Genomic DNA, 13,711 nt, shown 5'->3' with positions numbered 1-13,711 from the left:
ACTTTTTGACGAGTATTATCTTATGAAAACCTTTGTGTTCTTTGTGTTCTTTGTGGTTCGTTAATGTAGATATTCCACCCTCTAGTCATCTATCATATCAGAAACTCTCAAGATTCATTGACACAGACTTAATAAACTCTATGGACAAATTAAAAAAATGGCAATTATTACAATCAAAAATGGTATTAAACCATCCTTGGTGTCAACTTAGGCAAGATGAAATTCTTCTACCAAATGGCAAAATAATAGATGATTACTTTGTCTATATTAAACCAGAAGTAGCATTAATTTTACCCATAACCGTCAATCAAGAAATTGTCTTTGTCCGCCAATACAGACACGCAGTAGAAGATTTTTTTATCGAACTACCAGCAGGCAGTTTTGACCCCAATCAAGAAAGTGCCGAAATAGCAGCGAAAAGAGAGCTACAGGAAGAAACTGGTTATACAGCTCAAGAAATTAAAAAAATAGCTACTTTATATGATCGACCCAGCAAAGATACCAATCGATTACATTTATTTTTAGCAGAAAATGTCAGCAAAACGAGTAAACAGCAACTGGATATCACAGAAGAAATAGAAGTAATCTTAATTCCTATAGAATCAGTTTTAACAAAAATTATCCAAGGAGAAATTTGTGTGGCTGGTAGTGTTGCCGCTCTGTTTTTGGGATTAAATTTGATTGAGCAATATCATCGGAATTAGGAAAAGTGCAATTCAGTTATTCACAACAAACAGCATTAATGGAAAATCATGTTGATTTCCATCAATCTAAAATTTTGGTTGGAGAATATATATAGACTAGCCCTAACAACAATAATCCAAAACCGATTTGTACAGGTGAAGGAGCCAATATTAACCCCATTGCTAACAGCATTCCTCCACTAAACACAACGGCAATGCGGTAGACTTCCTCCCGTATTTTCATTCCCAGAATGATAGCACTTAAACCAACAATTAATAATAACAAATAGCTTGCCAGCATACTTATCTCCTTCAATCAAGCTTTGGCTACCCATTGCACCTACACGATAGCAGTATTTTGAAGCTTAGAAATATCGAACAATTTCGATATAAGAAAATAAAAAACAAAATACAAGTATCTATAAGCTTTTATTTATAGATCAGTGGCAACATGAGTAACAAACACAGAAAAAGCTTCTTCATTACGGCGATAGTAAGTACACTGTCCTATGCGTGTTGAGACAACTAACCCCGTGTCTTCCAGCATAGACAAGTAATGAGATATCGTAGATTGGGCCAAACCAGTTTTCTTTTGAATACTACCGACACAGACTCCAACCATACGAGGATCTACATCCTGGCAGGGAAAATTCGCCTCAGGTTCTTTTAACCAATGCAGGATCTGTAACCTAGTCTCATTAGCCAGGACTTTAAAAATATCAATATCTTTACTATCCATAATTCAATTATATCGATTTATGTCGATATATCAAGTTTAATGAATAGTTGTTTGTTGATAGTTCGTAGTTGATTGGAACAAACAATAAACAACAAACAACAAGCAACTAATTGACTACTTGACTACCATGACTGCGAGGATCATCGCTGTTACCTGGTGGTGCTACTGATGTGGAAACTTTGGAAACTTGCCCACTAGCTTGAGCATACGGCAGGGATGAGCCAACAGCCAAGGCTTCTAAATTACTTGCCATAATTGTGCGGGGTTGATCACCAATTGCTTGGGCAATGGGTTCTCCATTTTCACTCAAGAACACAAAATGGGGAATACCATCAACGCGATACTTCAGCATCTCGGGTAGCCACTTGCTATTATCCACATTCAGCATCACAAAATTAATTTTTTCTGTATACTGCTTTTCCAGTGCGGCAATATCAGGAGCCATTTTTTGGCAAACAGTACACCAGTCAGCATAGAATTCCACTAGCGATGGCTTGCCATTAGCCAAAGCTACTTCTAAAGGAGTAGATTCTTCACCCAGCTGAGTAAGAGAAACTGTGTTACCCTGAGATTTCAATCCTACAAAAAGAGTCACACTCAGAGCGATCGCTACTATTGCGACTAAAAAGTTTCTTACACGTGTTCCAGCGTTGAATTCTGATTTAGCTGGAGATTTCCCAGAAGTATCGATACTCATAACAGAATTTATTAAAACTTATTAAGCATTATTATTTTCAGTTTACCGCTTTATTTAATTCTGACTTCCGACTTCCAAATTTCCCAATCCCCATTTCCAAAACCGTGAAAAAACGAGTTACCCTCACTTTCCCCAAACGTGCTATTCAAATGCCAGTCACCTACCGACTAGCAAAAGATTTCAATGTCGCTGCTAATATCATCCGCGCCCAAGTAGCACCGAATCAAATTGGTAAATTGGTAGTAGAACTTTCTGGGGATATAGATCAATTAGATGCTGCTGTAGAGTGGATGCGATCGCAAAATATCAGTGTATCTCACACTTTAGGAGAAATAGTCATAGACGAAGAAGTGTGTGTTCACTGCGGGTTATGTACAGGGGTTTGTCCTACCGAAGCCCTAACCCTGAACCCAGAAACCTATAAACTAACATTTACGCGATCGCGCTGCATCGTCTGCGAACAGTGTATACCTACTTGTCCAGTGCAAGCAATTTCTACAAATATTTAGTTTGTTGGTTGTTTGTTGTTGGTTGTTGGTTGTTGGTTGTTGGTTGTTGGTTGTTGGTTGTTGGTGGTTAGTAGTTAGTAGTTATTCCTCCACTCCCCCATCACCCCACCTCCCCATCACCCCACTGCCCCTAATCCCCACCTCTCAACTAGCCCAACTTAAACACATCTGCAATCACACTACCATCACTCACCAGCCTATTATTTGCTGGAGAATCATAAACTACTAATAGCGAAGGTGTTCCGCTGATCTCCTCAAACAGCGTCATCCCTTCTGCATGGTCATCTCGATTACCAAAGGGAATATCTTGTACATATTCAGGGTAGTGTAGGACATCATCTTGCAAATTAGGGTCAACATGCAAACGATAAACTTGCACTGGGCCATCTAAATCCATCGTTGGCCCTGTTAGAATCAGTAAATCCTCTCCAGCTAGATGTAAATCTCTTATTCCTAAACCATTCAAAAATACAAAATGCTTTTTATAAGATTGACCTGTTTTTGCTATTGGTTTTAGGGTTAGTACTCCTGTTTGCAAAAGTTCTACCTCTATTTCCAAAATCACAGCCCAACCCCGTAATACTGGACCGCGTAAACCCAAAAAAATTCGATTTTGATAAACTGCTATACCTTCTATATCAAAGCCATTGTCTTTACCGGGAATTTTGGCAGTAACAAAAAATCCTAGATGAGGATCATCTACCAAAACTTCCATCAACATATTTCCGTATTCAGTTAATTTTAACTTTGCAGCAGTTAACTGCACATTTGCATCTGCCGGATGGGGACAAGATTTACATAATTCTCCGTCGATAAGGGGAATACGTGCTAGAATATACCGATTTGGTTCCGATGCAACTTTAGCTAATCTCTCAATGTTTTTGATATCCGATTTATCTGGTTTGGGTTTTTTGCGTTTCCAGCTATGAGAACCAATAATCCAGAGATAGTTATCACTATATTCGATACCTTCAATATCAATTTCTTCCTCTTCTGGTGCAGGTAAGTCAATAAATTCTCCTACACGAAATTGTTTATGTTCAGCAAAATTATTAGCATCAATATAAGAAAGGCGTTCAAGAGTTGAAGTTTCATCGGAACCAAACCATAGATGCTTTTCTGATGTTAGCATTACTGCCGATAGGTCTTCTCGGTGTTCTTTAAAGCCATCAGTAAATTTGAGCAAAACATTGTTTAACAAAGTTGAGTTTTTCATGTTAAATTTTGCTTACGTGTTTTCTGGTATAACATTTTTAACCTAAGTGTTAAATGATACTTTTTATTGCAATATTTATAAATCTATTAAATAATTAGCTAATTAGTACAGCTTTGGGTCAAATCTTAACATTTTTAAACGCACCAGGTAGCAAAGTAAGCGCAGAGTCACGCGGAGTTTTTAACGTATAATTTCGTTACGAGTCAACGCAAGTTTGTACTTAGTTAGAGATTTTTTGAAAGTAAAAAATAAATGCTCAACTACTTTTACACTTTTCAGATTATCAGATTAACAATTATATGAGTTTTGAAAAATATATAATTAGTCGTCATAATATTGGTTTGAGACAGTAATTTTATATACAATTAGTTACAAATCAAATATTATAGTTTTTAACTAATGCTATGATTCAAGAAGTATAGACAACAGAAAGAACTAAATAAGGTGTATCATTTTTTATGTCATTGGCTGCCAAACCGCAAGTGAAAAATCTTGGATATTATGCTTATTCGGCACTCCAAAAACACTTTAAGAAAACTTTAAAATGGGAAACAGAAGTTAAAAAAGATAAAGATCCAGAAGCATTACATCAAATGCGAGTGGGGATGCGTCGCTTACGTACAGCTACTAGTAGGTTTGCGATCGCTGTGAATTTACCAAAGGTTGTAAGTGATAAAAATATTGGAAAAATAGCGCGTCGTCTTGGCAATCTTCGAGACTTAGATGTATTAAAAGAAACTCTTGAACATCTTTCTCAACCAGAATTACCTAAAAAAGAACGCCAATCTCTACAAACAGCCCTAGATGCTTTAGAAAAACAACGGGAAGAGGCACTGGCAGATGTGCGAGACACACTCAAAGATGAACGTTATAAAGAAATCAAACAAGCGTTAAAAAAGTGGTTAGATGAACCAAATTATCAACCCCTGGCATCTCTACCCATTCAAGAAGTCTTACCAGACTTACTGTTGCCAGAGGTAAGCGATTTCTTACTAAATCCAGGTTGGCTAGTTGGGACTGAAATTGAAGGAAATCAAATAGTAGTTTTGCACAATTGGGAAGCAAAAAAAATAGAAAAAGAATTAGCAACCAACGGCAAGACTCTTCACAGTCTACGCAAGCAAGCCAAACGCATACGTTACCAAATGGAGTTATTTTCCGATTTCTACGGTGAAACTTACACAGCTTATATTGCAGAATTAAAAAGCATCCAAGATATCTTGGGTTCTATACAAGATAGTATGGTACTTGCAGAGTGGTTAGAAGGTATCTTCGAGTCAGAAATTCAAACTCAAATCCCCAATGTTGCTGCCTTATTAGCAGAAAATCGTTATCAAATGTGGCAGCAATGGCAACCATTACAAGAACGGTTTCTGCAAGGTAAAACTAAACAGGATTTACATTTTACAGTACTTCATCCCGCTTAATACCGTTTCACTATAAGTTTGATAAATTTAGCGACTAACAGACAAGGAGGACAAGGAAGACAAGGGAGAGGATTTGTATCAATAATTTTGTGAAATGGTATAACTGACAAATCTTTTACAGATATAAAATACACCAATTTCCAGAATTAAAACAACAGATAAACAAGAGACGCACACCGATAAATCATCTGTGTGAATCGGTGTGCATCTGTGTTCGATAATATACCCTCCTCTGGGCAAGCACAGAGAAATTCGAGAATCAGACTAGACTACGAATACGCCTCCATAGGCAGACAAGAACAAACAAAATTCCTGTCTCCAAAAGCGGCGTCAATACGCCCAACAGCAGGCCAGAATTTGTGTTCACGTGTCCAAGGTGCAGGGTAAGCAGCTTGTTCACGGGAGTAAGGATGATTCCATTCTCCGATAATTAGACTTTCGGCAGTGTGGGGTGCATTTTTCAGGACATTATCTTGCACATCCGCCTTACCTGCTTCAATTTCGGCAACTTCTTGACGAATACTAATCATCGCATCGCAGAATCTATCCAACTCTTCCTTAGACTCGCTTTCGGTGGGTTCCACCATGATTGTACCCGCCACAGGCCAAGAAACAGTAGGTGCGTGGAAGCCATAGTCCATCAACCGCTTGGCGATATCATCAATTTCGATGTTGGCGGATTTTTTGAGCGATCGCAAATCTAAAATACACTCATGGGCAACATACCCATTTTTGCCTTGATACAAAATAGGATAGTGTGCTTCCAATCTTTTAGCGATGTAGTTGGCATTGAGAATAGCCACTTTCGTAGCATCTGTCAAACCTGTTGCACCCATCATGGCAATGTACATCCAGGAAATTACCAAAATGGAAGCACTACCCCAAGGTGCAGCCGAAACAGCCCCCATCGATTTTGGATTGTAATCTGGCATCGCAATCACAGCGTGTCCAGGCAAGAATTCTACTAAATGGGCTGCTACACCAATCGGTCCCATACCAGGACCACCACCACCGTGGGGAATACAAAAAGTTTTGTGTAAGTTCAAGTGGCAAACATCCGCCCCAATATCTCCTGGACGGCAAAGTCCCACCTGGGCATTCATATTTGCCCCATCCATGTAGACTTGTCCACCGTGGCTATGAACAACAGCACAAATTTCCTGAATTGCTTCCTCAAACACGCCGTGGGTAGAAGGATAAGTCACCATCAAAGCAGCGAGTTCGTTGCTATGCTTTTCTGCTTTTGCCTTGAGATCATCCAAGTCAATATTACCCTGAAGATCACAAGCCACAGCTACCACTTTCATCCCACACATCACCGCACTTGCTGGGTTAGTCCCGTGGGCAGATGTGGGAATTAAGCAAACATTGCGGTGTGCTTCCCCCCGACTTTCATGATACTTGCGGATTACCAGCAACCCGGCATATTCACCTTGGGAACCAGCATTTGGTTGCAGAGAAATTCCCGCAAACCCGGTAATTTCTGCTAACCATTCTTCCAATTGCTGGAAGAGAATTTGATAACCCTGAGTTTGTGAATCGGGGGCAAAGGGATGAATTTTACCAAATTCTGCCCAAGTAACTGGAATCATTTCTGAGGTTGCATTCAACTTCATCGTACATGACCCCAAAGGAATCATTGATGTAGTGAGTGACAAATCTTTGGTTTCCAACTTGTGCAGGTAGCGCAGCAACTCGCTTTCTGAGTGATAACGGTTGAAGATGGGGTGGGTGAGGTAAGTGCTGGTGCGCTTAAGGGGGATTAGGGGCAGTGGGGGGCTAGGGGTCCCCACTTTGTGGGGTTGGGGGGCAATGGGGAGAGTGGGAGGAGTTGATTCGTCTCCAAGGGCAAAAATTTCTAACAGGTTTTGAACATCTTCAACTGTGGTAGTTTCGTCTAGCGAAATACCCACAGCAGTTTCATCAAAAATCCGCAGGTTAATTTTTTTTGCTTCGCAAGCAGCGAGAATTTCTTGTAAACTACGGGTTCCTAGTTCTACGCGAATGGTATCAAAGAAAGTTTCAGAACTAATTTTATAACCCAGGTTTTTCAATCCTGCTGCCAAGGTTCCAGTCAGAGTGTGGATATTCTCGGCTATTTTTTTCAGTCCTGCTGGGCCGTGATAAACAGCATACATACTTGCCATCACCGCCAGTAACACTTGTGCTGTACAAATATTACTGGTAGCTTTTTCTCGACGGATGTGTTGTTCGCGGGTTTGTAAAGTCAAACGTAATGCTGATTTACCTTGGGCATCTTTTGATACGCCTACAATCCGTCCTGGGACTTGCCGCTTATACTCTTCTTTGGTAGCAAAGTATGCTGCATGGGGACCGCCGTAACCCAGGGGAATACCGAAGCGCTGAGTACTACCAACAGCAATATCAGCACCAAATTCACCAGGAGGTATCAATAGTGTCAGGCTTAAGGGGTCTGCTGCTACCGTTACCAATGCTCCCACAGCATGTGCTTTTTCTACAAAAGCGCGGTAGTCGTAAATAGTGCCATCACTGGCGGGGTATTGCAGAATTGCCCCAAAAATCGGTTCTGAGAAATCAAAAGATTCATGGTCACTGATGATAATCTTGATTCCCAAAGGCTTAGCCCGTGTCTGCAACACATCAATAGTTTGGGGATGGCACTCTTGCGAGACAAAGAAGGCATTTGCTTTATTTTTGCAAATACCATAGCTCATACTCATTGCTTCGGCTGCGGCTGTTGCTTCATCTAATAATGAGGCATTAGCAATTTCCAAACCCGTCAGATCGATAATCATAGTTTGGAAATTCAACAGTGCTTCTAGTCGCCCTTGGGCAATTTCTGGCTGATAAGGAGTATAGGCAGTGTACCAACCAGGATTTTCCAGGATATTACGCTGTATCACCGTCGGGGTGATAGTGTCGTAATATCCCATACCAATGAATGAGCGGAAAATTTGGTTTTTTAAAGCAATTTCTTTTAACTTTGCTAGTGCCGCGTACTCACTAAGTGCTTCTGGTAAATTTAAAGCACGAGGTAGCCGGATGGACTGCGGTACTGTTTGGTTGATGAGATCATCTAGGGAAGAAACCCCCAGCACATCCAGCATTTGCTGTATGTCATCGGCATTAGGGCCAATATGTCTTTGTTTAAAATCACTTAATTTTTCAGTGCTTTCGCCCAGATTTTGCTGATTACCTGACTGGGGACGAGGAGCAGATATTACCACAAAGAGCTTCTCCAGACGTTACTATTTCATATTTTGCAATAAGTATGCTTGATGTGTTGGATCTAAAATATCAGTTCATCTAAGATTCATGAAATTTTCCCGGACAGCATGGGAGGATAGGGAGGGCAGGGGAGACACGGGGGACAAGGGAGACACGGGAGACACGGGAGACAAGGGGACAAGGGGACAAGGGGACAAGGGAGAATATCAATGAAAGAAATACCCCTCACACTCCTCATACTCCTCACACTCCTCACACTCCCCATCTCCCCACCTCCCCACCTCCCCACTCTTCTACCCCTCCACTTCAGCACTATATTCCTGTGCTGTGAGTGCATCATCAATTTCACCGGGGTCATTTACCCGTACTTTAATAAACCATCCCTCACCATAGGGATCTTCTGCTATTTGTTCGGGAGATTCAATCATCTCCTCATTACGTTCGATAACAGTGCCAGTTACTGGTGAGTTTAAATCTTCAACAGCTTTTACGGATTCGATTGTGCCAATTTTTTCTCCCTTGGTAACAGCGTCACCAATATCTGGCAATTCCAAAAATACAACATCTCCAAGTTGATCTACAGCAAAGGCAGTAATACCAATTGTGGCTATTTCACCTTCTAGACGTACATATTCATGAGTATCTAAGTACCTTAAATCCTGTGGATATTCCAAAGACATATCACTTCCTTTTCCACATGCAAAAATTTAACATGGTTAATGACTAATGGCTAATATAGCGGTTTTCTATTGCAGAAAATACAGGTTTTTGTAGGTTCGCACCACTATGTACCTCTGTTTATTTTGTGATCCGAGTTTGAGAACGGTAAAAAGGTTTCTTAACCACTATCGCTGGGTATGTTTTACCGCGAATTGCTATATGTAGCTGTTGACCAACGTTTGCTAGCTGTGTGGGAATATATGCTAGGGCAATGGGATAACCAAGTGTCGGTGATAGTGTACCACTAGTTACCTCTCCTACTATTACACCTGCTGATAGTACTTGGTAGCCATGACGAGCAATATTGCGTCCTTGCATTTGCAAACCTACTAGTCTGCGCTGCACCCCCGCAGCTTTTTGTCGTTCCAAGATGGGGCGCCCAATAAAATCTCCTTTGGTATCAAGATGCACCAACCAACCTAAACCTGCTTCTAGGGGCGTGGTGGTATCATCAATATCTTGTCCGTAAAGTGCCATTGCTGCTTCTAGTCGCAGAGTGTCCCTAGCACCAAGCCCACAGGGAATTACACCGGCTTCAACAAGACTACGCCATAATTTTACGCCCTCTTCTGGGTCCAGCATCACCTCAAATCCATCTTCGCCTGTGTAGCCTGTACGAGCAAGGAAGGCGGGTTTATCCAAAACGGATGCTTCTAAGTGTCCGAAGGCTTTCACTGATGATAAGTCTGCTGGCACAAAGGGCTGAAGATACTCAACAGCTTTTGGCCCTTGGACAGCAATTAAGATTTTTCCTTTAGAAAGGTCTTGGAAATTGATTTCTTGAGTGTTAAGGTGCTGCAACAGCCATGTTTTATCTTTACTCGTAGTCGCAGCATTGACTATCATTATTCCCTGCTGTTCGCCGTCAGAGTTTTCCCCTTGGTAGTAGAATATAATGTCGTCGATGATACCAGCGTTTGCATTTAACAAAACAGTGTATTGAGCTTGACCTGGTTGCAGACGACTTAAGTCTGATGGAACTAGGTATTGAAGCTGGGCAATGAGGTTTTTTCCAGTCAGGGCAAATTTGCCCATGTGGGAAATATCGAATATGCCGGCAGCATTTCTTACTGCTTGGTGTTCTGTAGTAATACCGCTAAATTGTACGGGCATTTCCCAACCACCAAAGCTAGTGAGTCGCGCTTTTAGTTCCAAGGCAAGGAAATATAGAGGTGTTTGATATAGGGGAAGGGCGTTTTCTTCTGGTTTAGCCACGGGCAATTTTTTCTTAGGTCAACATCTTATATACTACGGAATTGATTCAGTTAGGAGCTGCGATCGCTTCCTAATTTTTTATCTGACATGCGGCGTTTTGGCAGGGTTGTGTCAGTGGTTCTTTTCACAAAATTCTACGATTCCTTCCTTGGGTACTAGTGGCGCTATAGCCGGAGTTTTAGGTGCATATATTTTTCGTTTCCCAACAGCTGAAGTTCTCACCTTAATTCCCTTGGGATTTTTCTTGACCACAGTACGACTCCCTGCGTTTTTCTTTCTTGGGTTTTGGTTTGTTCAGCAAGCCTTTTATGGTATCGCTAGCTTACAGGCTCGCTCCAATACCGGTATGGAAGGTGGCGGGATTGCCTACTGGGCACATGCTGGAGGGTTTGTTTTTGGGGCAATTCTTGCTCCTCTATTTGGCTTGTATAAGCGCCGCTAGAAAATGAAAATTTATTCTGTATTCTTACTGTCACTTTTTGCTCACATTTTGTTTCAAAAATAAAGAAAGCAGAGTCAAAAGGTAACTAGCGATGAATAAAAGAGTATTATTCGGCTTAACCTTAGCAGCAATTTCTGCAATTACAATTGGAACTTTACCTACCTTGGCACAGACTCAAACTAAAATTAGTGATTTACAACAACGTGCTAACGGCATAACTGTATCTGGTAAAGTTTCGCAAGTTGTAGGTAATGATTTTATCATTGATGATGGTACAGGGCAACTAATTGTGGATGCGGGGCCGCGTTGGTGGCGCGAAATTAATCTTAAGCCTGGTGAACAGGTTAGTGTTACGGGCGAGTTGGGTAGAGGTGGGGAGTTAGATGCCTTTTCCATTACTCGTGAAGATGGTTCTGTAGTTGATATTCGTCCTACCCAAGGGCCACCACCTTGGGCGGGTGGCCCTAATCGTAATCGACCTAACTAACAGTCAATCTGCCAAAAATTTTCATCAAACACTGAACTGACGACAGCCTGTCTCCACCCAGGAGGCAATTACTATCGTCCTGGTACACCCAATATCTTTGGTTAAGGGGGAAAGAGGAAAAGGGTAAATTCAAGCCTTTCCCCCTTGCCCTTTACCATTGGGTTGTTCCTGAGAAGCCACCAGCTAATTTATTACCTTTGCCAAAATACCCATAAGTCCAATAAAGGCAGCGATCGCTAAAATAGACAATACATTCAAACCAATACGAACTCCTTGTTCGTCATTCTGCCAGCGCATAATCCAGAAACTATCTGTACCTAAAACAAATGAAGGAACCTGCAAAATCTGGAAGACTGGCATCAGCAGAAAGCTACCCAAAAACACTACCATCAAAGCTAGGAGCGTAACGTTACCCCAAACCCATAAAGCGGAACGAGTTTTTGAACTAGAAGTTTTAAAGGGTAGCGAACGAAAATCAACATCAGGAGGAGCGTAAATCGCCATACCTGTATGACGATCTTCCACCTCAATTGACGCAGGACAGCGCAGCAGCAGCGTTGCCATCCACAAATCACCGCTAGCTCCAGAAGTATTAAATACTACAACTAAACCAAGCCAAGCTGCTTGTGGAAATATCGCTACTAAAACCAGACACAGCAAATCAATTACAACCAACGGAGCCAGGTCAATAACCAAATATGCGTTACGGGAAAAGCGAGTTCCTGGTGAAGTTGCGTAAGCATAAGGTAAGAAAAATTTAACACCAACTCCGTAACGGGGCGACCCACCAAAGGCAGCGAACGCCACCCCGTGAATTAATTCGTGAATAATGATCTGTCCGAATAAAACAGCAATAAATCCTAAGAATACAACAAGGGCTGACCATTGATTTGTTTGGTTACTTGCGGATACCAATGTCCATGTCTGCCCATGAATAGCTTGGTAAAATCCACTCACACCTGCCACACTTACAAAAAACAGCAGAATACTTAAGGTTGCCCAACGCAACGCGAGTTCGTGCGTCAGGCGGAAAACATAAGTTGGCTCGTGATGATGAACCATGAACTATCAACGACTGCTATTGAGTATTTTGGTTATTACCAGAAGTCCGAACAATATACCGATTAGCAGGTGAATTTTCAGGAAGTGGTTCGATTCTTCCCTGAGAAACCAATGTTTGATGGATTAAGGCCGCAATTTCTGCACGGCTAGCAGGCTGGTTAGGGTTGAGTTCTCTTAGATTTGGATAGTTAACAACTATATTTTGTTGGGTAGCTGCGGCGACATCAGGAATAGCATTTTGCGGGATATTGTTGGCATCTATGTAATAGTCATTGACAATAGCTGAGGCAGAACGTTCGGGTTGTGTAGCGTTTTGAGGTGTTGTTGTTCCAGGAGCAGTTGCAGCAGGAGGTACAGCCTCGGCTCTAGAAATTAGGAGAGGCTGCATTAAGGATGTGATTGCGATTGGAACAAATACTGGTCTTCTCCTTGCTCGTTGTTGTGTAGTTGGCTGTGTAGTTGGTTGAGTAGTTGGAGAAACTGCCACTGGCGTATCAGAAGTTAAATCTAGACCTCTGTTCAAAGCAGTTATTGCTTCAACTTTGGTAACAGGTTGATTTGGTCGAAAGTAACCATTAGGATAGGCAGACATAAAGCCTTGTTGATATGCTGACTCAATCGGACGTTCTGCCCATGATTGTTCAGAAACATCTCTGAATACAGAGCCGCTTTCTATTTGTCGCACTGGGGGTTGGTTAAAAGCTTGGCGAATAATTGCAGCTAATTCATCACGTTGTACTGCTTGCTCTGGTCGAAATGTGCCATCAGGATATCCCGCCACAATGTTTCTTTGGGCCAAGCGTTGAATGAATGGTTGCGCCCAATAATTAGGTGGTACATCACGAAATGTTGTCTGTGTTGGAGTTTGAGCGTTACTTAGTAAGGGTACAGCTGCATTGACAGCTAAACATAAAGTGGGTACAGATACAGCTACTGAGAATAATCGAAGAAAGCTAGTCATGAGGATACCTCCTAATGATCATAGTTATTTACTAATAGTATTTTCTGGATTTCATTCCTGTATCTATCTATTGGTATTAAACTGATTTTCCTAGATACTTATTAAGTGACAATTTGATAAATAGGTTAAATACATCTATTTGCAATGCAACATTTTCAGGTAATGTTGTTTGGAAGTAGGATTTTTGGGCGTTGTATAAAAAGAGATAAAGAATGAACCGCCAAGACGCCAAGAACGCCAGGGATCAAAATTTTTTAACACCAAGTTCGGCTAATTGCGTATGATATTGTACTCCCGCAGTTGGTAATTGGGGAAAAGGTAATTGGTTTTTACCTATTCCCTT

The 13,711-nt window shown here is 41.3% G+C and carries 13 protein-coding genes and 1 pseudogene; 5 read left to right on the top strand and 9 right to left on the bottom strand.

Annotated features, from left to right (window positions below; genetic code table 11):
- Positions 1–140: 140 nt before the first annotated feature.
- Complete coding sequence (locus tag UYI_RS0110740) at positions 141–704, top strand: NUDIX hydrolase (RefSeq protein WP_016866664.1); 564 nt, start codon at positions 141–143, stop codon at positions 702–704.
- 61 nt (positions 705–765) lie between these two features.
- Here UYI_RS0110740 and UYI_RS0110735 read toward each other — a convergent pair whose 3' ends face one another.
- The 3 genes from UYI_RS0110735 to UYI_RS0110725 all read right to left on the bottom strand — a co-directional run bounded on the left by UYI_RS0110735 (position 766) and on the right by UYI_RS0110725 (position 2,119).
- Positions 766–984 carry a hypothetical protein gene (locus UYI_RS0110735; protein WP_016866663.1) on the bottom strand — a complete coding sequence of 73 codons (219 nt, stop codon included), beginning with the start codon at positions 982–984 and terminating at the stop codon, positions 766–768.
- Positions 985–1,116: 132 nt separating this feature from the next.
- Positions 1,117–1,422 (bottom strand): ArsR/SmtB family transcription factor, encoded by a 306-nt coding sequence (locus tag UYI_RS0110730; RefSeq protein WP_016866662.1) that lies wholly within the window; start codon positions 1,420–1,422, stop codon positions 1,117–1,119.
- Positions 1,423–1,528: 106 nt separating this feature from the next.
- A complete protein-coding gene (locus UYI_RS0110725) occupies positions 1,529–2,119 on the bottom strand; it encodes a thioredoxin family protein (protein WP_016866661.1) in 591 nt (196 codons plus the stop codon).
- A gap of 104 nt (positions 2,120–2,223) precedes the next feature.
- Between UYI_RS0110725 and UYI_RS0110720 the strand changes: the two genes are divergently transcribed.
- Positions 2,224–2,628 carry an NIL domain-containing protein gene (locus tag UYI_RS0110720; protein WP_016866660.1) on the top strand — a complete coding sequence of 135 codons (405 nt, stop codon included), beginning with the start codon at positions 2,224–2,226 and terminating at the stop codon, positions 2,626–2,628.
- Between the two features lie 148 nt (positions 2,629–2,776).
- Here the strand turns inward: UYI_RS0110720 and UYI_RS0110715 are convergent, their stop codons facing one another.
- Positions 2,777–3,844 carry a DUF3616 domain-containing protein gene (locus tag UYI_RS0110715; RefSeq protein WP_016866659.1) on the bottom strand — a complete coding sequence of 356 codons (1,068 nt, stop codon included), beginning with the start codon at positions 3,842–3,844 and terminating at the stop codon, positions 2,777–2,779.
- 458 nt (positions 3,845–4,302) lie between these two features.
- On the opposite strand from UYI_RS0110715, the gene UYI_RS0110710 reads away from it, so the two are divergent.
- Positions 4,303–5,271, top strand: a complete 969-nt coding sequence (locus UYI_RS0110710; RefSeq protein WP_016866658.1) for a CHAD domain-containing protein — start codon at positions 4,303–4,305, stop codon at positions 5,269–5,271.
- Between the two features lie 269 nt (positions 5,272–5,540).
- Here UYI_RS0110710 and gcvP read toward each other — a convergent pair whose 3' ends face one another.
- The 3 genes from gcvP to gcvT all read right to left on the bottom strand — a co-directional run bounded on the left by gcvP (position 5,541) and on the right by gcvT (position 10,416).
- The gene (gcvP, locus tag UYI_RS0110705) at positions 5,541–8,480 is read right to left on the bottom strand and encodes an aminomethyl-transferring glycine dehydrogenase (protein ID WP_016866657.1); all 2,940 of its coding nucleotides are present in this window, start codon (positions 8,478–8,480) and stop codon (positions 5,541–5,543) included.
- Between the two features lie 294 nt (positions 8,481–8,774).
- Entirely contained in the window at positions 8,775–9,161 is a 387-nt protein-coding gene (gene gcvH / locus UYI_RS0110695) for a glycine cleavage system protein GcvH (protein WP_016866655.1), read from the bottom strand.
- Between the two features lie 118 nt (positions 9,162–9,279).
- A complete protein-coding gene (gcvT, locus tag UYI_RS0110690) occupies positions 9,280–10,416 on the bottom strand; it encodes a glycine cleavage system aminomethyltransferase GcvT (RefSeq protein WP_016866654.1) in 1,137 nt (378 codons plus the stop codon).
- Positions 10,417–10,480: 64 nt separating this feature from the next.
- On the opposite strand from gcvT, the pseudogene UYI_RS32405 reads away from it, so the two are divergent.
- Positions 10,481–10,858 (top strand): annotated as a pseudogene (locus UYI_RS32405) (rhomboid family intramembrane serine protease); the annotation flags it as partial.
- A 91-nt stretch (positions 10,859–10,949) separates the two neighbouring features.
- Positions 10,950–11,345, top strand: coding sequence for a hypothetical protein (locus UYI_RS0110680; protein WP_016866652.1), 396 nt, complete (start codon positions 10,950–10,952; stop codon positions 11,343–11,345).
- Between the two features lie 183 nt (positions 11,346–11,528).
- Here the strand turns inward: UYI_RS0110680 and UYI_RS0110675 are convergent, their stop codons facing one another.
- A complete protein-coding gene (locus UYI_RS0110675; protein WP_016866651.1) occupies positions 11,529–12,407 on the bottom strand; it encodes a DUF3267 domain-containing protein in 879 nt (292 codons plus the stop codon).
- A 16-nt stretch (positions 12,408–12,423) separates the two neighbouring features.
- The gene (locus UYI_RS0110670) at positions 12,424–13,368 is read right to left on the bottom strand and encodes an S-layer homology domain-containing protein (protein ID WP_016866650.1); all 945 of its coding nucleotides are present in this window, start codon (positions 13,366–13,368) and stop codon (positions 12,424–12,426) included.
- Positions 13,369–13,711: the final 343 nt, after the last annotated feature.

It is taken from the genome of Fischerella muscicola PCC 7414, from assembly GCF_000317205.1.
In the GTDB taxonomy this organism is placed as follows: domain Bacteria; phylum Cyanobacteriota; class Cyanobacteriia; order Cyanobacteriales; family Nostocaceae; genus Fischerella; species Fischerella muscicola.
Note: the sequence above shows the minus strand (reverse complement) of the source record. Positions and strands in the feature narration are given on the sequence as shown.

Coding starts and splice junctions, on each gene's coding strand:
- UYI_RS0110730 (WP_016866662.1), bottom strand. CDS start 1,422: ATGGATAGTAAAGATATTGATATTTTTAAAGTCCTGGCTAATGAGACT.
- UYI_RS0110740 (WP_016866664.1), top strand. CDS start 141: ATGGACAAATTAAAAAAATGGCAATTATTACAATCAAAAATGGTATTA.
- UYI_RS0110680 (WP_016866652.1), top strand. CDS start 10,950: ATGAATAAAAGAGTATTATTCGGCTTAACCTTAGCAGCAATTTCTGCA.
- UYI_RS0110715 (WP_016866659.1), bottom strand. CDS start 3,844: ATGAAAAACTCAACTTTGTTAAACAATGTTTTGCTCAAATTTACTGAT.
- UYI_RS0110735 (WP_016866663.1), bottom strand. CDS start 984: ATGCTGGCAAGCTATTTGTTATTATTAATTGTTGGTTTAAGTGCTATC.
- UYI_RS0110710 (WP_016866658.1), top strand. CDS start 4,303: ATGTCATTGGCTGCCAAACCGCAAGTGAAAAATCTTGGATATTATGCT.
- UYI_RS0110670 (WP_016866650.1), bottom strand. CDS start 13,368: ATGACTAGCTTTCTTCGATTATTCTCAGTAGCTGTATCTGTACCCACT.
- gcvH (WP_016866655.1), bottom strand. CDS start 9,161: ATGTCTTTGGAATATCCACAGGATTTAAGGTACTTAGATACTCATGAA.
- UYI_RS0110725 (WP_016866661.1), bottom strand. CDS start 2,119: ATGAGTATCGATACTTCTGGGAAATCTCCAGCTAAATCAGAATTCAAC.
- UYI_RS0110675 (WP_016866651.1), bottom strand. CDS start 12,407: ATGGTTCATCATCACGAGCCAACTTATGTTTTCCGCCTGACGCACGAA.